Origin of the sequence: Clostridium sp., from assembly GCF_050717545.1 — a bacterium.
GTDB lineage: Bacteria > Bacillota > Clostridia > Clostridiales > Clostridiaceae > Clostridium_AD.
In genome coordinates, this window is sequence record NZ_JBOITN010000024.1 from 51,623 (window position 1) to 72,643 (window position 21,021).

21 protein-coding genes and 1 riboswitch are annotated in these 21,021 nt (G+C 31.1%); of the genes, 14 read left to right on the forward strand and 7 right to left on the reverse strand.

Going from position 1 to position 21,021, the window contains the following annotated elements:
• Positions 1-37: 37 nt before the first annotated feature.
• Complete coding sequence (gene hydG, locus ACREVX_RS05605; RefSeq protein ID WP_431543184.1) at positions 38-1,456, forward strand: [FeFe] hydrogenase H-cluster radical SAM maturase HydG; 1,419 nt, start codon at positions 38-40, stop codon at positions 1,454-1,456.
• A 213-nt stretch (positions 1,457-1,669) separates the two neighbouring features.
• Positions 1,670-2,206, forward strand: coding sequence for a hypothetical protein (locus tag ACREVX_RS05610; protein WP_431543185.1), 537 nt, complete (start codon positions 1,670-1,672; stop codon positions 2,204-2,206).
• Between the two features lie 73 nt (positions 2,207-2,279).
• On the opposite strand, the gene metA is transcribed toward ACREVX_RS05610, so the two are convergent.
• The 3 genes from metA to ACREVX_RS05625 form a co-directional block, all read right to left on the reverse strand.
• Positions 2,280-3,206 (reverse strand): homoserine O-acetyltransferase MetA, encoded by a 927-nt coding sequence (gene metA, locus ACREVX_RS05615; RefSeq protein ID WP_431543186.1) that lies wholly within the window; start codon positions 3,204-3,206, stop codon positions 2,280-2,282.
• Between the two features lie 67 nt (positions 3,207-3,273).
• Positions 3,274-4,563, reverse strand: coding sequence for an O-acetylhomoserine aminocarboxypropyltransferase/cysteine synthase family protein (locus ACREVX_RS05620; protein WP_500861854.1), 1,290 nt, complete (start codon positions 4,561-4,563; stop codon positions 3,274-3,276).
• Between the two features lie 115 nt (positions 4,564-4,678).
• Positions 4,679-4,789, reverse strand: a riboswitch (SAM riboswitch).
• A gap of 168 nt (positions 4,790-4,957) precedes the next feature.
• Positions 4,958-5,209: a sensor histidine kinase gene (locus ACREVX_RS05625; protein ID WP_431543188.1), complete on the reverse strand. Its 252-nt coding sequence runs from the start codon at positions 5,207-5,209 to the stop codon at positions 4,958-4,960.
• Between ACREVX_RS05625 and ACREVX_RS05630 the strand changes: the two genes are divergently transcribed.
• The 3 genes from ACREVX_RS05630 (at position 5,203) to ACREVX_RS05640 (ending at position 7,941) form a co-directional block, all read left to right on the forward strand.
• Positions 5,203-5,703 carry a sensor histidine kinase gene (locus tag ACREVX_RS05630; RefSeq protein ID WP_431543189.1) on the forward strand — a complete coding sequence of 167 codons (501 nt, stop codon included), beginning with the start codon at positions 5,203-5,205 and terminating at the stop codon, positions 5,701-5,703. The two genes, ACREVX_RS05625 and ACREVX_RS05630, sit on opposite strands and share 7 nt — an antisense overlap.
• Before the next feature lie 157 nt (positions 5,704-5,860).
• Positions 5,861-6,316 (forward strand): hypothetical protein, encoded by a 456-nt coding sequence (locus ACREVX_RS05635; RefSeq protein ID WP_431543190.1) that lies wholly within the window; start codon positions 5,861-5,863, stop codon positions 6,314-6,316.
• Between the two features lie 257 nt (positions 6,317-6,573).
• On the forward strand, positions 6,574-7,941 hold the full coding sequence (locus ACREVX_RS05640; RefSeq protein ID WP_431543191.1) for a pyridoxal-phosphate dependent enzyme: 1,368 nt from the start codon (positions 6,574-6,576) through the stop codon (positions 7,939-7,941).
• 53 nt (positions 7,942-7,994) lie between these two features.
• Here the strand turns inward: ACREVX_RS05640 and ACREVX_RS05645 are convergent, their stop codons facing one another.
• Together ACREVX_RS05645 and ACREVX_RS05650 are read right to left on the reverse strand one after the other, a co-directional pair.
• Positions 7,995-8,546, reverse strand: a complete 552-nt coding sequence (locus ACREVX_RS05645; RefSeq protein WP_431543192.1) for a sugar O-acetyltransferase — start codon at positions 8,544-8,546, stop codon at positions 7,995-7,997.
• A gap of 75 nt (positions 8,547-8,621) precedes the next feature.
• Positions 8,622-9,131, reverse strand: a complete 510-nt coding sequence (locus ACREVX_RS05650) for a DUF2179 domain-containing protein (RefSeq protein WP_431543193.1) — start codon at positions 9,129-9,131, stop codon at positions 8,622-8,624.
• Positions 9,132-9,506: 375 nt separating this feature from the next.
• On the opposite strand from ACREVX_RS05650, the gene ACREVX_RS05655 reads away from it, so the two are divergent.
• On the forward strand, positions 9,507-10,943 hold the full coding sequence (locus tag ACREVX_RS05655) for an MFS transporter (protein WP_431543194.1): 1,437 nt from the start codon (positions 9,507-9,509) through the stop codon (positions 10,941-10,943).
• A gap of 84 nt (positions 10,944-11,027) precedes the next feature.
• Here ACREVX_RS05655 and ACREVX_RS05660 read toward each other — a convergent pair whose 3' ends face one another.
• Positions 11,028-11,582, reverse strand: a complete 555-nt coding sequence (locus ACREVX_RS05660) for a hypothetical protein (RefSeq protein ID WP_431543195.1) — start codon at positions 11,580-11,582, stop codon at positions 11,028-11,030.
• A 247-nt stretch (positions 11,583-11,829) separates the two neighbouring features.
• Between ACREVX_RS05660 and ACREVX_RS05665 the strand changes: the two genes are divergently transcribed.
• From ACREVX_RS05665 to ACREVX_RS05675, 3 genes are all read left to right on the forward strand, one after another.
• The gene (locus ACREVX_RS05665; protein WP_431543196.1) at positions 11,830-13,059 is read left to right on the forward strand and encodes an aminopeptidase; all 1,230 of its coding nucleotides are present in this window, start codon (positions 11,830-11,832) and stop codon (positions 13,057-13,059) included.
• Between the two features lie 202 nt (positions 13,060-13,261).
• Positions 13,262-13,429 (forward strand): zinc-ribbon domain-containing protein, encoded by a 168-nt coding sequence (locus ACREVX_RS05670; RefSeq protein ID WP_216308854.1) that lies wholly within the window; start codon positions 13,262-13,264, stop codon positions 13,427-13,429.
• Positions 13,430-13,512: 83 nt separating this feature from the next.
• On the forward strand, positions 13,513-13,944 hold the full coding sequence (locus ACREVX_RS05675; RefSeq protein WP_431543197.1) for an acyl-CoA thioesterase: 432 nt from the start codon (positions 13,513-13,515) through the stop codon (positions 13,942-13,944).
• Positions 13,945-14,234: 290 nt separating this feature from the next.
• Here the strand turns inward: ACREVX_RS05675 and ACREVX_RS05680 are convergent, their stop codons facing one another.
• Positions 14,235-14,843 carry a 3'-5' exonuclease gene (locus ACREVX_RS05680; RefSeq protein ID WP_431543198.1) on the reverse strand — a complete coding sequence of 203 codons (609 nt, stop codon included), beginning with the start codon at positions 14,841-14,843 and terminating at the stop codon, positions 14,235-14,237.
• A gap of 131 nt (positions 14,844-14,974) precedes the next feature.
• On the opposite strand from ACREVX_RS05680, the gene ACREVX_RS05685 reads away from it, so the two are divergent.
• The 5 genes from ACREVX_RS05685 to ACREVX_RS05705 all read left to right on the forward strand — a co-directional run bounded on the left by ACREVX_RS05685 (position 14,975) and on the right by ACREVX_RS05705 (position 20,948).
• Complete coding sequence (locus ACREVX_RS05685) at positions 14,975-16,648, forward strand: LytS/YhcK type 5TM receptor domain-containing protein (protein ID WP_431543199.1); 1,674 nt, start codon at positions 14,975-14,977, stop codon at positions 16,646-16,648.
• A 4-nt stretch (positions 16,649-16,652) separates the two neighbouring features.
• Positions 16,653-17,354 (forward strand): LytR/AlgR family response regulator transcription factor, encoded by a 702-nt coding sequence (locus tag ACREVX_RS05690; RefSeq protein WP_431543200.1) that lies wholly within the window; start codon positions 16,653-16,655, stop codon positions 17,352-17,354.
• 135 nt (positions 17,355-17,489) lie between these two features.
• Positions 17,490-18,935 carry a carbon starvation CstA family protein gene (locus ACREVX_RS05695; protein ID WP_431543201.1) on the forward strand — a complete coding sequence of 482 codons (1,446 nt, stop codon included), beginning with the start codon at positions 17,490-17,492 and terminating at the stop codon, positions 18,933-18,935.
• A 167-nt stretch (positions 18,936-19,102) separates the two neighbouring features.
• Positions 19,103-19,507: a MerR family transcriptional regulator gene (locus tag ACREVX_RS05700; RefSeq protein WP_431543202.1), complete on the forward strand. Its 405-nt coding sequence runs from the start codon at positions 19,103-19,105 to the stop codon at positions 19,505-19,507.
• A 25-nt stretch (positions 19,508-19,532) separates the two neighbouring features.
• Positions 19,533-20,948 (forward strand): MATE family efflux transporter, encoded by a 1,416-nt coding sequence (locus ACREVX_RS05705; protein WP_431543203.1) that lies wholly within the window; start codon positions 19,533-19,535, stop codon positions 20,946-20,948.
• Positions 20,949-21,021 lie beyond the last annotated feature (73 nt).

The following is a 21,021-nucleotide window of genomic DNA, read 5'->3' on the forward strand; positions in this document are numbered from 1 at the left end:
AAATTAAAATAATAAAATTAAAAAAGGAGATTATGTTATGTATGATAATAAGTCTAAAAATGCAACAGAATTTATTGATGACAATGAAATTATGGAGTCAGTTGCGTATGCTAAAGAAAATAAAAGTAATAGGGAGTTAATTGATAGTCTCATAGAACGTGCTAAAGATTGCAAGGGGTTAACTCATAGAGAGGCTGCAGTACTTTTAGAATGTGATCTAGAAGATGAAAAAGAAAAAATGTTTAAACTTGCAAAGGAAATTAAGAAAAAACTTTATGGTAACCGTATTGTAATTTTTGCGCCTTTATATCTTTCAAATTATTGCGTAAATGGATGCGTATATTGTCCATATCATGCTAAAAATAAGACAATATCTCGTAAAAAGCTAACTCAAGAGGAAATAGTGCAAGAAGTTATAGCACTTCAAGATATGGGACACAAGAGGCTTGCTCTAGAATCAGGGGAAGATCCTATGAACAACCCTATTGAATATATTTTAGAAAGTATAAAGACAATATACAGTATTAAACATAAAAATGGGGATATTCGTAGGGTAAATATTAATATTGCAGCAACAACTGTAGATGAGTACAAGCAGCTTAAGGAAGCTGGAATTGGCACCTATATACTTTTTCAAGAGACTTATAATAAAAAAAGTTATGAGGAGCTTCACCCAACAGGTCCAAAACACAACTACGCATATCATACTGAGGCTATGGATCGTGCAATGGAAGGCGGAATTGATGATGTTGGAATAGGTGTTTTATTTGGCTTAAACATGTATCGTTATGATTTTGTTGGATTACTTATGCATGCAGAGCATTTAGAAGCAGCTAAAGGTGTGGGTCCACATACAATTAGTGTTCCACGTATTTGTCCTGCTGATGATATTGATCCAAATTCTTTTTCAGATGCAATCTCAGATGAGATGTTCGAAAAAATTGTGGCAGTTATTCGAATTGCGGTTCCATACACTGGAATGATTATTTCTACTCGTGAATCACAAGCAACTAGGGAATGTGTGCTAGATTTAGGCATATCTCAGGTAAGTGGAGGTTCATGTACAAGTGTTGGGGGATATTCTAAAGAAGAAACAAAGGAAGATAACTCAAAGCAATTTGAAGTAACAGACACACGTAAACTTGATGAAATAGTAAATTGGCTTTTAGAACTTGGTTACATTCCAAGCTTTTGCACTGCCTGTTATAGAGAGGGACGTACAGGGGATCGATTTATGAAACTTGTAAAGTCAGGTGAAATCGGAAACTGCTGTCAGCCAAATGCACTAATGACACTTAAAGAATATTTGGAGGATTACGCATCCGAGGATACTAAGAAGAAGGGTGAAATACTAATTAAAAATGAGATTCCAAATATAAAAAGCGAAAAAGTTCGAGAAATTGCAAAAGAGTATTTGAAAGAGCTTCATGATGGAAAAAGAGATTTCCGTTTCTAATATATATAAATAATACTGAAAAATAATATTTCTACTTTAAAAACCTATGTGATAGACATTTTCAAAAAGTCTATTACATAGGTTTTTAATTTTTAAGGCATAACTATATATGAAGATAAAATAATATTATTTATTAAAATAAAGATTTAATAGAATTACAATGAAACAAAAATATTGTTAACATAATGTAGCATTATTAAAGGGGTGTTATTTATGAAAAAAAGATTTGTTATAGTTGTTTTAACATTACTGGTATTATCAACAATAACATATACATCAAAAGGTATGACTAACGAAAAGTATGTTTTTAAAGAGGAGACAATTCAAGGTGTTAAACTTAGCGAGAGAAATGCTAAGATTTATAAAATGGAAAACAAAAATTTTGAAGAGTATATTAAATTATTAGGCATAAGTAAAAAAGAACTAATAAAAACTATTGGAGAAAAACCAACTACTATAGATGAAGGAGGATTTGAATTTTTTAATTATGGGATTAGAGTATGGTTTGAAGGTTATGGAAAGGGTCCAGTAGAGCAGGTTTATACTGATAAAAAAGATGTTGATTTTAAGGGCGTAAAAATTGGAGATAAAATAAGTAAATTCAGAAAAGTATTTGGAAAACCAGTAAAGGAAAATACCACTTCTGCATACAGTAATTTTGAATATAACGGAATAATATTGTCTGTATATTATGATTCAAAGACAGGGAAAACATTCGCAGCATATATTTTAAGTCAGCTTGTAAAGTAAAATAATAATGATATATGATTGAATATAATATTAATAAATATAAAAGCTGCTGATATATTAATATCAGCAGCTTTTATATACAGTAATCAAATGCTATTAAATTGTAAGGTGTCTCCTGATAAACATAATAATTTAACCAGTTAACAAAAAGAAGGTTTGAATGGCCTCTCCATTTTACAACAGGTGTTTTTGATGGATCATTATTTGGATAATAATTATCTGGAACGTTTATATTTAATCCATTTGCGATATCTCTATCATATTCATATTTTAATGTTAATGGATCATATTCAGAGTGTCCAGTTATAAAAATTTGGCGACCATGTTTTGCTGATACAATGTAGATTCCAGATTCATCAGATTCTGATAATATTTCAAGTTCATCTATTTTGTCAATATCAGCTTTTCTTATTTCAGTATGTCTTGAATGGGGAACATAAAATTCATCGTCAAATCCACTTAAAAGTTTAATGTTTTGTCGCATTATTTTATGTTTGAAAACTCCAAACATTTTCTTGTCTAGTTTATGTTTTTGAAGTCCGTAATGATAATGAAGTCCTGCCTGAGCACCCCAACAAATATGTAAGGTGGAGAATACATTACATATACTCCATTGCATGATTTGTTTAAGTTCTTCCCAATAATCTACTTCTTCAAACGGAAAAGATTCAATTGGGGCCCCGGTTATTATCATTCCGTCAAATTTAGAATCTTTTATTTCATCAAAAGTATTATAGAACCTGATTAGATGCTCCTCAGATATATTTTTACTTGCATGGCTTTTGGGGTGAAGAAGTACTATATCAATTTGAAGCGGAGAGTTACCAAGAAGCCTCAAAATTTGCGTTTCAGTTTCAATTTTTGTGGGCATAAGGTTTAAAATTATTATTTTTAAAGGCCTTATGTCCTGGTGGAATGCTCTGCCTTCAGTAATTGTAAAAATATTTTCTTTACTTAAAGTTTTAGACGCTGGGAGATTATCAGGTATTTTTATTGGCATTTAGATCCTCCTTTTTATTAGGCACCTTCTAATTTTAATATATCAGGTGCCTAAGTTAGTTTAGAAACTATTTAACTGATTTTTCTAGAGCCTGATTTAAATCATATATAATATCATCAATGCCTTCAACTCCGATTGAAAGTCTTATAAGATCTGGAGTTACTCCAGCAGCTTTTTGCTCCTCGGCGTTAAGTTCTGAGTGGGTTGTGCTTGATGGATGAATTACAAGTGATTTTGCATCTGCAACATTTGCAAGTAGTGAGAATAATTCTACACTGTTAATAAATTTTTTACCAGCTTCAAGCCCACCCTTTATTCCAAATGTGAATATTGATCCTGCTCCATTTGGAAGATATTTTTTAGATAAATTTTTATATTTACTGTCTTTAAGTTCAGGATAATTTATCCACGAAACACTTGGATGTTTACTCAAAAATTCAACTACTTTTCTAGCGTTTGAGACATGTCTCTCAACTCTTAGTGATAATGATTCAAGTCCCTGAAGGAATAAGAATGCACTTTGAGGACTAAGCGTTGCACCTGTATTCCTTAATAGTTGAACTCTAGCCTTTAAAGCAAATGCTGGAGCACCTAAATCAGCGTATACAAGGCCGTTATAACTCTTATCTGGAGTTGTAAAATCAGGAAATTTACCGCTGCCTGCCCAGTCAAACGTTCCTCCATCAACTATAATTCCACCAATGGTAGTTCCGTGTCCTCCTATAAACTTTGTTGCAGAGTGAACAACAACATCAGCGCCAAACTCAATTGGACGGCAAAGGAAAGGAGTTGCAAAGGTACTATCTATAATAAGTGGGATTTTATTTTCATGTGCAATATTTGCTACTGCCTCTATATCTAAAACATTTATTTTTGGATTTCCTATTGTTTCACCATAAAGTGCTTTTGTTTTATTTGTAATAGCTTTTCTAAAGTTTTCAGGATCATCTGGGTCAACAAATGTTACGTTAATTCCAAGTTTTCTAAGTGTTACATTAAATAATTCATAAGTACCACCATATAAAGTACTTGCAGCTACGATCTCATCGCCTGAGCTTGCTACATTAAGTATTGAATAGAATATTGCAGCTACGCCTGACGCTGTAGCTAGTCCTGCAACACCACCTTCAAGGGCAGCTACTCTTTTCTCAAAAACATCTGTAGTTGGGTTCATTATTCTTGTATAGACATTTCCAGGTTCTTTTAACTGAAATAAATTTGCAGCATGATCTGCATTTTTGAATACAAAAGATGATGTTTGATAAATAGGAACCGCTCTTGAACCTGTAGTAGGGTCAGCGACCTGCCCTGCATGTACCTGTAATGTCTCAAAACTTAATTTACGATCACTCATAATAAATTCTCCTTTTATTATAATTATTTTTTTCTAAAACAAAAGCTGCTATCCTATAAGGAGAGCAGCATGATTAACTTTAATAAACAATAAAATTGTATAATAAAATTTGCTAACATCCTTATCTTTCAGATTTTATAATCTGATGGAATTGACACCATTGCATTCTTTTAAAAATGCTGGTTGTCGGGCATCATCGGGCCAGTCCCTCTGCCGCTCTGGATAAGTTGTATTTAGTTATTAGTGACAAGTATATTACTGAAAATTGCAATTGTCAAGCATTTGTGAATATTTGATGAAATTATATGGTTGTGACACTTTTAAATAATGTAAATGAAATAAAAATAAATGAAATGGACATTGCGCCACGTGTAATCATCACTTTCTCATTATATTATTATACTGCAAGTGACAAAGGAATTGTAAACGTAAATGCGGACCCTTTACCAACTTCACTCTCTATATGAATTGAGCCACCATTTTGCTGGGTAAGATTTTTACAAAGAACTAGACCGAAACCTGTCCCTTTTTCATCTTTAGTACCTCGAACAACATTGTTTTTAGTTATATCAAAAAGAGTCGCTATCTTCTCTAAAGACATTCCTAGCCCATTATCAATTACAGTTTGATATAACTTTATCGGTGGCAACTCTTGTTGAAAGTAGACAAATTGAACTTATATTTGATACTGATGTAGAAGAAAAATTTACTGCTTGTGACTTAGATAAAATAGAAACAATAATATTTAATCTTTTATCTAATGCAACAAAGTTTACTAATGCTGGTGGTAAGATTACTGTAAATATATTTGATAAGGGAGAGTATATAATTATTTCTGTTAAAGATACAGGTATTGGAATAGAAGATGCGGATAAGCAAAAGGTCTTTAAAAGATTTTTACAAGTTGAGGATACTTCACATAGAAATAACGAAGGCAGTGGTATAGGATTGTCTTTAGTAAAATCCTTTGTTGAAATGCATGGGGGTGAAATAACTATAGAAAGTACTTATGGCATTGGAAGTAATTTTTCAATTAAACTTCCAATATTATTAATAGATGAAGTAGAGGGAAAAAATGAAGACAATGTTATCGAAAGCTATGTACATAAAATGAATATAGAGTTTTCAGATATATACTCATAATATAATAAAATTTCAATTTAATACAATTGTCTCGAGTGAAAACTGCTGAAAAATATTTTAGCAGCTTTTTGTGTTGTCAGAATGTGAGACGTATCATTGTCACAACATAAGAAAAGTAGAGTAATATAAAGTGTAAATATTATTTTTGGAGGTACTTATGTACGATTATCGTTGTAAAAATTGTGAAAATCTTGGACAGTGTATGCCCATGATGAATATGCCAATGTCAAATATGCCTATGAATATGCCTATGATGAATATGCCAATATATGAAAATTATATGCCAATGTGTGAGGAGGATGATGAAGATTTAAAAAGCATGTATCCTAAGGTTTATATCAGAATGTACCCAATGGTTAAACATCATTACGATATAATCGTAGCAAAATACGGTAAAATGTATTGCCCTAGCAAGGATGAGATGGATTCGATTTGTAAAGAAATATGTGATAAATATAAAGAACATCATCGTAGTAGTGAAGATGAAATTGAAGATGATTGCAATGATGATGATATGAGGCAAAGAGGTCGCTTTGGCGGTGGACTTGGAGATGTTGCTAGAATACTGCTTATTGGTAATTTACTCGGTGGAAGAACTAATTTCGGATGGTAGTTTTATAAGCGTAGAATACTTTGGATATGGTGGAAACACATAGTTCTATCTACAAAAAGAACTGCTGAAGATATTTTAGCAGTTCTTTTGTCGTCTAAATATAGTACAATTAGGGTAATAGTGATTGTAAATAGTGAATAGATTTTAAAAAAGTAGGAGTGGCACGACCTGTATTTGCGGATTTGGACCTGAAATGTTATGATGTATATAATTATAGGACTACTATTTAATTATAATTAAGTATTGAAGGAGATATTATGCGCAAAAGTGGAAGAACACCATTAATGAGAGCAAAAAAAATTGAGAAAGAATTGGGTATCACAGAGATATATTTGAAACTTGAAGGAGCAAACCCATCAGGACATAAATACGACCGTATTGCAGAAGTTTTAGTAAGAGACGCAGTTGCTACTGGGTTTAAGGAGATTTTAGTTGATGGCTCTTATGCATACATACAATCAGTAATGTTATTTGCAAAGATTGAAGAGATGGAGGTTAAAGTTCCTTTATTTAAGCAAGAGAAGTGGAAAATATCAAGACTGGACAAATCCATATTATTTGATCTTCGAGATAAAAAAGGAACAGTTACCCGTTTACAGTTAAGAGATATAGCAGAGGAAAACAGCATGTATTTGATGTGCGAATGGAATCTAAACAATATTATTAGTCATCTTGTCTTAGAGGATATGATGAAAGAGTGTTTAGAACGAATGGATTTTAAGGTTGATACTATTACGCTTCAATTAGGATATGGATATACACTTTCAAGTGTATATAGTGGATTAATTAAAAGTTGGGTAGAGGAAGAATTATCTAAAATACCGGAGTTACTATGTGGTTCAAGCCCATCATGGCAGGAAGTGCTGGATCTATATGCTAAGAAAATGCACATAGGTCAAATGGAAAGCAGCAACACTCAAAGTAATGAGAATAACACTTCTAAATCAGATTTGCAATTATCTGAAAAACATTCGGATATTGCCAGTGCAATTATGAAAATTATTATGGAAACGCGAGTAGAAATGATAGGTATTGAGGAAGATGAACTTAAGCAAGCAGCTACAATGTTACGAGAACTTGAAGGCGTTATGGTTTCAAGAAAAGAATCGTATGCAATGGCAGCCTTTATAAAAAAATCAAAGCAAGGTCATCTAACTAATGGAAAACATTTGATTATACTAAATGATGCTAGAAGTGAAATTGAAGTGTGTGAAATTAAGAGTTTCAATGATAAAAGCAAAGATGATTTAATCGAAATGACACGAACTTGGCTAGCAACCTATAATGATTCGGTAGGAGAGACAGTAGATGCTATAGAAAAAGCTATGAAAGAAGGCTTTTTATTAATAGCAAAACGAAATGGTGAAGAACAGGGCATATGCATTGTTGTATGTATGGGGTTTAAAAGCTTTATTCCAACTTATCATTTAGCGTATATTGGTGTTAAATCAGGGAATAAAGGTCGTGGCGTTGCATCCGAACTTATGGGGCGTGCAATTGAACTTACCGATGGTAACTTGTCCCTTCATGTAGATCTTGATAATAAACGTGCTAAAAATCTTTATCGTAAGATGGGATTTAACCATGTATATGACCGTATGATATATAATCATCCAAAGGAATAAATTACAATAAAAGAGGCAAATCACTGAAATACATTTCAGTGATTTGCCTCTTTTTAAACATTTCTTATTACTCTACAAGGGTTTCCTACAGCAACAACGTTAGCTGAAATATCTTTGCAAACTACGCTGCCAGAACCTATTACACTATTATCACCAATAGTTACTCCAGGATTTATTATACATCCACCACCAATCCAAACATTGTTACCTATTGTTACAGCTTTGGTATAATCAGCATTTTTCGGTCTTAAATTAGGGTCAATTAGATGAGTTGCAGTAAATATACTCACATTAGGAGCGCATAATACATTATCACCAATTTTTACTAGTCCATCATCTAAAATTAAAAAATTAAAATTGGCATAAAAATTATCACCTATTTCAATATTAAATCCGTAGTCACAATTAAATGGGGGCTCTATCTCAAATCCACCACCTATTTTTCCAAATAGCCGATTAATTAAATCTATTCGCTGGGTTGCTTCCTCAGGGTCCGTATTATTATACATTTTTGTAAGATGCCTAGCTTCATTTCTTAAAAGTATTAAATCTTTATCATATGCATTATATATTTCACCATTTAGCATCTTTTGTTTTTCACACATTTTATACACTTCCTTTTAATATACACATTTTTAATCTAGTTAATATCGGATAGATTATTAGAATTGATATAGTTTTTATTTTCGTATACCATACCCACCATATATAGTTTTGGCATCTACTAGCGAAATAACGGCATTTATTCCCGAATTTTGTATTAATCTTAATATTTCAGATCTTCTTTTTCTTTTAACATGTAATATAAGCATTTTTTTTTCTTCTTTTATACCTTCGCCATCAATGATAGTAACTCCTACATTTTGGGCTCTTAACATCTGAGCCAGTGTCTTGCCATCTTTAAGAGATACTATTGCATTTATAGTAATTAGCCCTAGTGCTAATTTTTCTTCTAAAATACAACCTATGTAATTTCCACAAGCAAATCCTGATGCATAAGTAACCATTTTTAATGGTGCTTCATTAATGCCGTCAAGCATTGTACCAATTACGTATAACCATATAAGTACCTCAAAAAAACCGATAATAGAACCATATAATTTTTCACCGCGAGTAATAAGCACTATTCTAATTGTAGTTAAAGAAACCTCAATGATCTTAGCGAAAAAAATAAACAAAAAACCAAACATACACAGATACCTCCTAAAAATATTTGTTGCTTGTACATTTTATATAATATAATACTGCGCCATTTAAGGGTACATTACAATACCTATTCTTAAAAATTTATATATATAACTAATAATTAATTTAATTGTAATTTTTGAAAACTGTTTTATTAAGTAAGAGGGGGTTTTAGTATTACATTATAGATGGTTAATAGTTGACAAGTCAACATAATTTCGATAAAATAAAGTTTACTTGTAAACTGGTTAAAAAAATTAAGAAACTAATGGATTGGTTCATTTAAGTGAACGGGAGAAGCTTATTACTATAGGATTCATTGAGTAAGGTTCTAGTTAATATAAAAAACATGAAAATACAAGAATAAGAGGAGAATGAAAATGGATTCAGTAGATAATAGTAATTATAAAAATAGATGGTTAATCTTATTTATAGTTGTTATGGTAACTTTTATGTGTACATTAGATAGTAGTATTGTAAATGTAGCATTACCAGTGATGGCTAAATCTTTAAATGTAACATCAGCAGGAATTCAATCGGTAGTAACAAGTTATTTAATTATAATCTCAGCATTAATATTAGTTTTTGGAAGGCTAGGAGATATGCTTGGCAAAACAAAGGTATTTAAATTTGGAATAGCAATATTTACGATAGGTTCATTATTTTGTGGAGTAACAAGTTCTCTTTCAATTTTAGTGATTGCTAGAGTGATACAGGCAATAGGTGCCGCAGCTACCATGGCAAATAGTCAAGGGATTATAACTGGAGTGTTTCCGTCAAGCGAGAGAGGGAAAGCACTAGGAATTACAGGAACATTTGTGGCCCTTGGTGCCATGGTAGGACCGGCAATAGGAGGATTCATAGTAGATGCTAGTAGTTGGGAATACATATTTTTAATAAATGTACCAATAGGTATAATAACTTTATTTTATGGAGTTAAAATACTTCCTAAAGCACATAAAACAGAGAAGGTTAAATTGGATGGAGCTGGAGCGATATTATTTATATTTTTTATAGTTCCTTTATTTGTTGCGCTAGGAAAGGGACAAGAAATCGGATTTACTCAGCCTACAGTTTTACTTGGATTTTTAATAGCAATAATTTCTTTTACTGCATTTATTATTGTGGAAAAGAGACTTAAAAATCCTTTATTGCAGTTGGAAATTTTTCAGAATAAATTATTTTCATTAAGTATATTTTGCGGATTTATATCATTTGTATCATTATTTTGTTCAATTATTATTCAACCTTTTTTTCTGCAAGATGTTCTTGAATATTCACCTGCCTTTACTGGATTAATACTTATGATAGCTCCTTTGGTTTTAGCTGTAGTAGCACCAGTTAGTGGACATTTATCAGATAAAATAGGATCTGAGATTCTAACTTTTATAGGTCTTGTGGTTACAAGTTTGGGGTTAATATTGATGTCTACTTTGAATGAACAAACTTCGCTAATAAGTATGGTGTTTTTTATAGTGGTTATGTCACTTGGAAATGGCTTATTTCAATCACCTAATAATTCATTAATAATGTCAACAGTGCCAAGAGATAAGCTAGGTATTGCAGGTAGTATTAATGGACTTGTAAGAAACCTAGGAATGGTATGTGGAATAGCATTATCGACTACACTCTTATATAATAGGATGAGTCACAAAATTGGATACCGTGTAACTAATTATATAGTAGGGCGAAATGATGCATTTATTTATGGTATGAGAATTGTATATATAACTGCAGCTATTATTTGTATAATTGGAGCTATTATAACATTTTTAAGATTGTATAGTATTAAATCTAAGTCTAAACCTGAGAATTGAATAAATATTAAAAATACTAATAAATAAAAAATTAAATCCTAAAAAACTTATTTTTCAGGGTTTAATTTTTTTAGTTTATTATAATTATTTTTTTAATTCTTGTTTCCCTGTAACCTTACTTGTACCATCCATCTTAAATGTAGATTTCGCTTCATCTGTAGTAAAATATACATTTCCATCAACAGTAGCATCTTTTAACTGAAAGTCGGTTGCTGAAATATAAAGGTCACCTTTGAAAGTGCCATGTTCAATACTACCTTTAGGACTATTAAAAGTTATTTTTGGGGCAGTCAAAACAAATCTTGCACTTACTTTTCTATCTTCGTCTTGAGAGTATAAGGCTACCTTACGTTGAATAACATCTTTACCAGCATCATCTTTTTTACCGTTTTTATATTCGCCCTCTACTAAAAGATCTTTATCAATAGATAGATCTTTTGTTAGCGCAATAATCCATGTTCCCTCGCTACTAATAGCTTTTTCGAAAGCAGCTTGCGTATCTACTATGGAAGCTGTGGCTACTACATTTGGGGTTGTTTCAGCTGGAGTTGTTTGTTTTGGAGTTACTGCTTGCTTAGAGCAACCTACAAATAATACAGTTAATAGTGCTGATGTTAATAATACAATTTTTGATTTCACTATAAAACCTCCTTTAATTAAAAAGTAAATCAAAAATAGTATAGATAATATTTTTATTGATGGATTTTATGGTATAATTTTCATAGGTATAACAGATAATAAATTGTAAATAAAACAAATTAACTATCTAACTTGTATATAAATCAAATAGAATAAATAAGTGTAGGTAGCTAAACTATAATTGAAAGGAAGTGAGTTTTTGGTGAATAAAGGTGATTGCTTAATACTTATTCACTAGAGATAAATTATGAATAATGAATTATTAGAAAAATATGCTCTTTTACTTATAAAGACAGGGATTAATATTCAGCAAGATCAAATGCTAATAATTAATTCACCTATAGAGTGTGCTTCATTTACTAGAATCGTTTCTAGAATTGCATATGCAAAGGGGGCTAGGGATGTAGTTATAAATTGGAGAGATGAATTGTCCTCAAAGATTAAATTTATGAATGCCCCAGAAGAGGTTTTCTCAGAATATCCAGATTGGCAGAGAGATTTTTATGTCTCTAGTGCACGAAGGGGTGCTGCTTTCTTAAGTATCTCAGCCTCTGACCCCGAGCTTATGAAGGATGTTAATCCTGAAAGAATGTCGAAAGCAAATAAGGCTGCTAGTACTGCAATAAAGGAATACAGAGATAGACTTATGAGCAATAAAAATGTTTGGTGCGTTGCATCAATTCCTACTGTAGCTTGGGCAAAAAAAGTGTTTCCAGAATTATCAGATACGCAGGCGACTGAAAAATTATGGGATTCTATATTCAAAACAGTAAGAGTGGATACGCAGGATCCTGTTGCTGCATGGGAAACTCATAAAGGCAACCTAAAGAAGAGTATGGATTTTTTAAATTCAAATAACTTTAAATATCTACAATATCAAAATTCATTAGGGACTGATCTTAAAATTGAACTTCCAGAAAACCATTTATGGCTTGGGGGATCAGATTTTACTCCTGGTGGAATAGAATTTATAGCTAACATGCCAACTGAAGAGGTGTTTACACTTCCTAAAAAAGATGGGGTTAATGGTATAGTATTTAGCTCAAAACCTTTAAACTACAATGGAAATCTAATTGATAAATTTTCTATTACTTTTAAACATGGGAGAATTGTGGATTTTGATGCTCAAGTTGGTTATGATATATTAAAGACCATCATTGAAACTGATGAGGGATCACATTATCTTGGCGAGGTAGCATTAGTACCATATGATTCTCCAATTTCAAATTCAAATATATTATTTTATAACACACTTTTTGATGAAAATGCCTCTTGTCATTTAGCTATTGGAAAAGCATATCCAGTATGCATAAAAAATGGTGAAAATTTAAGCGATAAAGTACTAGCACAGCAAGGAGTTAATGATTCATTTACGCATGAAGATTTCATGGTTGGAACAGAGGATTTACAAATAACAGGGATAACAGCGGATGGAAAACAAATTTCTATAATTGAAAATGGAAATTTTGCATTTTGATGACTTTCCCTCTGAAGTGTCGTTAAATCTAAAAAACATATTGTACATGTATTAATAATATGTTAATATAAGTATATAATAGTAATGAATAATTGCTATGTGAAAGAATCTAGTCTGATAAACAACATATACTCTTTTATTTAGGAAGTTATTGTTAATCAAATTTAGATCTTAATTTTCAAATAAAGGAGGAATATTTATCATGGAAGACAAAAATTTAGTATGTAAAGACTGTGGAAAAGAATTCGTATTTACCGAGGGCGAACAAGCTTTTTATAAAGAAAAAGGATTCGAAAATGAACCACAAAGATGTGTTGATTGCAGAAGAGCAAGAAAACAACAAAACAATAACTCATCTTTCTCAAGATAGTTAAATAAGTAAGTATAACCTATGGGACTTTGGTCTTGTAGGTTTTTTTTAAATTAAAATTAGCTAAGATTGGAGCAATAAATATGTATATTAATGAAACAAAATTAAAAGTAAGGTATGTTGAGACAGATCAAATGGGAATTGTGCATCATTCAAATCACTACGCTTGGTTTGAAGTAGGTAGAACAGAATATATAACAAAAATAGGAATGACATATAAACAAATGGAAGAGAATAATATTATGATACCCGTGATAGAGAGTTCTTGTAAATACATAGAAGGTGCAAAATATGAAGATATAATCATAATTCAAACATATATCAATGAGTTAAATGGAGCAAAGGTAATATTTAATTATAATGTTGTTCGGGAAATGGATGGAAAAATTCTAGCTAAAGGCAGTACAACTCATGCCTTTGTCAACGAAAAATTTAGAGTAGTAAATCTGAAAAAGGTTAATCCTAATGTGTGGGGTAGACTCCAGAAAATCTTTGACGTTGGAGTAGAAATTTAAAAAAGTAATAGATGTTGCAATATAATAGTTTTTTTATTGGATTATGCTAACAAAAGTATATAATGCGCAGAATGCGTTTGAACAACACTTAGCAATTCTTAATTTATTTATTTTCAGATGCGTAAAGAAAAATACATGTTTGAGCAAAGCGAGTTTGTATTTTTTAGCAGCTGTAAATAAAATAGATTTTAGAATTACTTAGGGGCGTGAACGCAATTTAGCAATATATACTTTTAGTTATAGCATAATCTAATAAAAAGTGATTACTTGTAATAGTAGATTATTATGAATTATTTAGTAATCTGTGAGAAATAATGTCTTGGGATAAAACCTTTTTTGATACCTTCTGTGACCAAAAGATAAGTTGCAGTTGTATCAAATCTAGCATCATGAAAATTTGCAGTATCTCCAAAATATTTATTGCTTTTTAGATTTATATTAGTTTCATTAAGTTCTAAAAATTTAATGGTTTCTGCTAATTTTGGGTTTTTGTATCCTCCACGTGATGTATAAAGTTTGCAAATATCTTTATAATATTTCATTGTACAAAATGTGTGTTTGGGGTTTAAGCTACGGCCACAAGCTTCAAGTTCGTGAGTTAAAAACTTTATATCAAAATTAACATTATGCCCTATAAGTATGTCTGCAGTTATAAAATCATCAATAAAATCTTCGTAAGAATCCTCAAAAGTTTTGCCATCACTTAGGTCAAACAAATCATCTATACTGAAACCATGAACATCTTGCGCAGATGGTTCTACATAATCCACCGTAAAAAATATATTTTTACCTGTTGTTTTTGTAGGTTTAAACTGAGTATCAACAAGTATGTAACTTAATTGACATATGTTTCCTGGCCTTATGCCAGTAGTTTCCGTATCAAAAAAAATCATTTTCATTAAAGGACCCTCCTGTAACTATAAAAGTAATGTTATATTAATTATAACATAGATTTTATACCTTTATATATTATGGGATGTTGTATATAATATTTATAAAACCTTCTTTAGGTTAAAAGGAGTTAAAATATATGGTTCAATTGCTAAAGAGTCTTACTGATAATTTAGGGTATCTAATTCTTATTGCTTTTTTTGTTACTAGGATAGGAAGTTTAAAGAAGATTGTTCAAAAAGATGAATTAAAAAAAAGGGATTTAATTATGCTCTCAATAATTTTTGGAGCATTTGGAATTTTGGGTACCTACACAGGAACAGACGTTAATGGAGCAATTGCTAACACTAGAATTATTGGCGTAATGGCAGGGGGCATATTGTATGGTCCTTTTGTAGGAATACTTTCAGGGATTATAGCTGGAGTGCATAGGTTTCTTGTAGATACGGGAGGAATTACAACGGTGCCATGTACAATAACTACTATAATCGCAGGAATAGTTGCAAGCGTGTTATATAAAAAATCAAATGAAACTTATAAGTGGGTGTATGGATTAATAGGTGGGCTTTTAATTGAAATTTTAGAAATGCTTTTAATACTTGCAATGGCGCATCCTTTTAGCAGCGCTTTAAGAATTGTAAAAAGTATATATTTTCCTATGAGTTTCGCTAATGCCATAGGAATTGCAATCTTAATAGTATTAATACAAAAAATATTCAAGGAAAAGGATCAAATTGCTGCAAAGCAAGCACAAATTGCTTTAGAGATTGCTAATAAAACATTACCATATTTCAGAGACATGGATGAATATTCTTTAGAAAAAATATGTGGAATAATAAGAGAATCTATTAATGCAGACGCGGTATCTATAACAAACAAGGAATACATATTAGCTCATGTTGGGGTAGGATCCGATCATCATATAAAAGGGCATAGGATTATAACAGAAGCTACTAAAAAAGTTATTAAGAGAGGGAACTTGTTATCATTAACTAATGCAAAGCAGATAGAGTGCCCTAACTTGAAGTGTAATCTGAGATCTGCCATTATTGCTCCGTTAAGAGAAGGAGATGAAATGATAGGCACATTAAAAATATATTATTGCAAACAAGATGCAATTTCATATAGAAACGTAAATTTAGCCTTAGGATTATCTCAACTTATTTCTACACAATTAGAAATAAGTAAACTTGGAGAAGCAAAGCTTATGGCAAAAAAAGCTGAAATAAAGGCATTACAAGCTCAGATAAGTCCTCATTTTCTATTTAATGCACTAAATACTATAATTTCATTTATTAGACTTGATCCAAATCGTGCAAGGGAGTTAATTATAAATTTATCTACTTATCTAAGATATAATTTAGAAATAGGAGAGAAACCAGTAGACATATACCTTGAACTAGAGCAGGTTAAAGCGTACATAGAGATAGAAAAAGCAAGGTTTGGTGAAAAAATTCATATAATTTATAATATTCAAGATGATTTAGATGTGAAAATTCCAAGTCTTATTATTCAACCAATAGTTGAAAATTCCATAAAACACGGTATTCTAGAAGGCACAGGTACAGGAACAGTGACAATTGAAATTAAAGGACTTGATAGAGACAATACCATGATAGTAATTGAAGATGATGGAGTTGGAATATCAAAAGAAATTATAAAAAAAGTATATGAAGGTAAAATGGAAGATAATAAAATAGGTATTTCAAATGTTCATAAGAGATTAAAATATATTTATGGTGAAGGACTAAAAATAGAAAGGCTAACAAAGGGTACTAGAATTTATTTTAGTGTTAAAAAAATAAGGGAGTGATGATGTGAACTGTATTATCGTTGATGATGAATATCCTTCAAGAGAGGAATTAAAGTATTTCATAAACAATTTTAGTAATATTAAGATAATGGACGAATTTGATGATTCTATTAAGGCGTTAGAGTATATTGAAGCAAATAAACTAGATGTAATTTTTTTGGATATTAATATGCCTAAATTAGATGGTATGGCATTAGGTAAAATTATTAATCACTTCCCGAAACATGCCCTTATAATTTTTATTACTGCTCACAAGGATTATGCTGTAGATGCATTTGAAATTCAGGCTTATGACTATATATTAAAGCCGTATTCGCAAGAACGTATAGTTAGTATTTTAAAAAAGATTGAGAAATGTTCAGATGAAAAATGTGTGAATAATAAAATAACCCTTTGGAAGGATAAAAAGATGATGGTAAGGAATATAACTGATATTTCTTATTGTGAAGCAAGCGAAAGAGAAACATTAATTTATATAAATGAAGTGAAGTATTATGTAAATAGTAGTATTTCGGAATTTTATAAAAAACTTCCAAAACAATTTTTTTTTAGAAGTCATAGATCATATATTATAAATACAGATAAAATAACGGAAATAATTCCATGGTTTAACAATACATTTATGTTAAAAATGCAAGGTGAGAAAATAGATATACCAGTAAGTAGAAGTAATATAATTGAATTTAAAAGAATAATGGGCATATGAAAGCATTTCATGTGCTTTTTTTGTTTCTTCATGTTTGAAATCGTATTCAACATGAAAAATACATTATAATTTAGTTAACAAATAATAATTTACTTAATATAAACAATTTATTAATAAAAATTAGGAGGAGTTCAGATGGTATCGTTTATTTTAGCAATTATAGCTCTTATAGTGGGTTATTATATTTATGGAACAATTGTAGAAAAAGCTTTTGGTGCAGATGAATCAATCAAAACTCCAGCAGTAAGGCTAGCTGATGGTGTAGATTTTGTTGAGTTGCCTGAATGGAAAATTTTCTTAATTCAGTTTCTTAACATTGCAGGTTTAGGGCCTATATTCGGCGCAATCGCAGGCGCAATGTGGGGACCAGTAGCATTTTTATGGATTGTTCTTGGATGCATTTTTGCAGGTGGAGTTCATGATTACTTTGCAGGAATGTTATCAGTAAGACATGATGGTGCAAGTATTCCAGAAGTTGTAGGCCAATACCTTGGAAAAGGCTTTCAGAACTTTATGAGAGTGTTTTCAATAGTAGTTTTAATATTAGTTGGAGTAGTTTTCGTAATGGGACCAGCAAGTATATTAAAAGGTTTAACAGGAATAAATGTTACAATATTAATATATATAATATTTGCATATTATATAATTGCAACAATGGTTCCAATAGATAAACTTATTGGAAAAATATATCCTATATTTGGATTTTGTTTATTAATTATGGCAGTTGGTGTTGGTGGTGCTTTGATTTTTGGAGGATATCATATTCCAGAAGTAACAATATCTAATTTGGTTAATATGCATGCAAGCCCTGGTAAAAATCCAATATTCCCTATGTTATTCATAACTATTGCATGTGGAGCTATTTCAGGATTCCATGCAACCCAATCACCTCTAATGGCTAGATGTATATCTAATGAAAAACAAGGTAAAAAAATATTTTACGGCTCAATGATCGTAGAGGGAATAGTTGCTTTAGTTTGGGCAGCAGCTGCTATGAGTTTCTTTGGTGGAGTTGGAGAGTTAAATGCTACTATGGCAATAACAGGTCATAACGCAGCATGGGTTGTAAATGAAACTTCAATTAATTTACTTGGAAAAGTTGGCGGAGTACTTGCTATACTTGGAGTTGTGTTTTGTCCTATAACGTCTGGAGATACAGCATTTAGGAGCGCAAGATTAACTTTAGCCGATGCATTTAAATTTAATCAAAGTCCTATTAAAAATAGATTTGTAATTAGTATTCCACTATTTGTGATAGGGTTCATCTTAACTAGAATGGATTTTGCAGTAATATGGAGATATTTTGGATGGTCTAACCAAACTTTAGCTACCATTGTATTATGGACAGCAGGTATGTACTTGGCTACTCTGGGTAAAAAACACTGGATTGCAACTGTGCCAGCTACATTTATGACTGCAGTATGTGTATCATATATATTAATTGCACCTGAAGGATTTCAGTTATCTCAAGGTATTTCATACTCAGTTGGGGTTATAGGGGCAATTGCAGCAATGGTAATTTTCTTAGTTGCAGCTAAAAAGGTAGAAGTTAAAAAAATAAATAACAACGTTAATATATAAAATTTTTTCTAATTTATTTAAATTTACTATTAAAATGCCGTTAACATAAACATTTGTGTTAACGGCATTTTTCTGGGGTTTATCTAATATTAAAATATTTTAGATGTATAGCTATAACCTTGACGTTAAGGTTATAGTAACGTATAATACTTAATCGGAGGTGAAGTATGGATACAACATATTATAAAATTGAAGAAGTTGCAGTTAAAACTGGTCTTACAAAAAGGACATTAAGATATTATGAAGACATTGAACTTATAACGCCTAAAAGAACTGAGTGCTCTTATAGACTATATTCCCAGGAAGATATTGATAATATTAATAGAATAAAGGATTTAAGAGAGAGTTTAGGTTTCTGCTTAAAGGATGTTAAAGTTATTATAGAACTTGGGAATGATGTTAAACAAATTTATAACCAAGATGTAAAAGATGTTTTTTTGATAGAAAAATCTATGAAAGAAATTAAACTGCAAATAACTTTACTTGAAGAGAAACAGCTTTCTTTAACAAATTCAAAAGAAAAGTTTAAAATAGCGTTAGAAAAACTTGAAGAAATTAGAAATTTAAAATAATGAAATTTATAGTAGGAGTGAACAAATGGATAAATCTAAACAATTAGGAGAAATGAAGGTATCAAAGTTATTAATGAAATTTTCAATACCTGCAATAGTAGGTATGCTTGTAAATGCATTATATAATGTAGTAGATAGGATTTTTATAGGAAATGGAGTTGGATCTTTAGGAATTGCGGGCATTACAATTGCTTTTCCAGTTATGCTAGTTATGATGGCTTTTTCTATGCTTATCGGAATAGGTGCTAATTCATTAGTATCAATTAGATTAGGTCAAAATAGAAAAAAAGAGGCCCAAGGAATTTTTGGCAATGCTGTTAGCTTGCTAATACTCAGTTCTTTGACACTAAGTATTATAGGACTTGTAGGACTTGAACCTTTACTAAAGCTGTTAGGAGCGAGCGTGCAAATATTGCCATATGCAAGGGATTATCTAAGTATTATTCTTATAGGTGGAGTATTCCAATCTATTGGAATGGGTATGAATAATTTTATAAGATCTGAAGGCAGCCCCAAAATAGCAATGTATACTATGTTAATAGGTGCATTAATTAATACTACTTTAGATCCGATTTTTATATTTGGGCTCAATTGGGGAATGAAAGGAGCTGCATTTGCTACAATTATATCTCAAGCGGTTTCTGCAATTTGGGTTTTCAGGTATTTCCTTAGTGGAAATAGTTTATTAAAAATACATAAAAATGATATGAAATTAAAAATTCCTATCACTCGTGGAATTCTTGCTTTAGGTGCTGCACCATTTGCAATGCAAATTGCAGCTAGTATACAAAATTTTATTTTGAATACTAGCTTAGCGACTTATGGAGGAGATATTGCAATCTCTGGAATGGGTGTTGTAATTAGTATTATGACACTTATGGTTATGCCTATTTTTGGTATTACTCAAGGGGTTCAACCTATTATTGGGTACAACTACGGTGCAAAGAAGTATGATAGGGTAAAAGAAGCATACAAATTAGCAGTAATATTTGCAACGAGTATAGTCATGGTTGGTTGGATTATTACGAGGTTATTCCCAGAACAACTAGTTTCTATGTTTAATGGCAAAGATGCCGAGCTTATCGCTTTTGGAACTATAGCAATTAAGAGGTTTATGATATTTTTACCTTTTATTGGGTTTCAGGTTGTTTCATCAAATTATTTCCAGGCCGTGGGCAAACCAAAACATTCAGCATTACTTGGTCTTTCAAGACAGGTGTTAATACTGATCCCTGCGCTAATTATATTACCTAAGTTTTTTGGATTAGAAGGCGTTATATCTGCAGGTCCATTGGCGGATATTTTTTCAACAGTGCTAACTGGAATATTTATTTTCATTGAAATGAAAAAACTAGATGAGCGTCATAAATCAACTATTTTATGTGAGAAAGAAAAAGAAACGCGGGGCATAGCCGATTTAGGTAAGGGCATAAAAAACTGATTAGAAATTAGAATTTCTAATCAGTTTTTTATTTTATTCTAAGTATTTCATTTGAAAATCACAAAATCAAGTA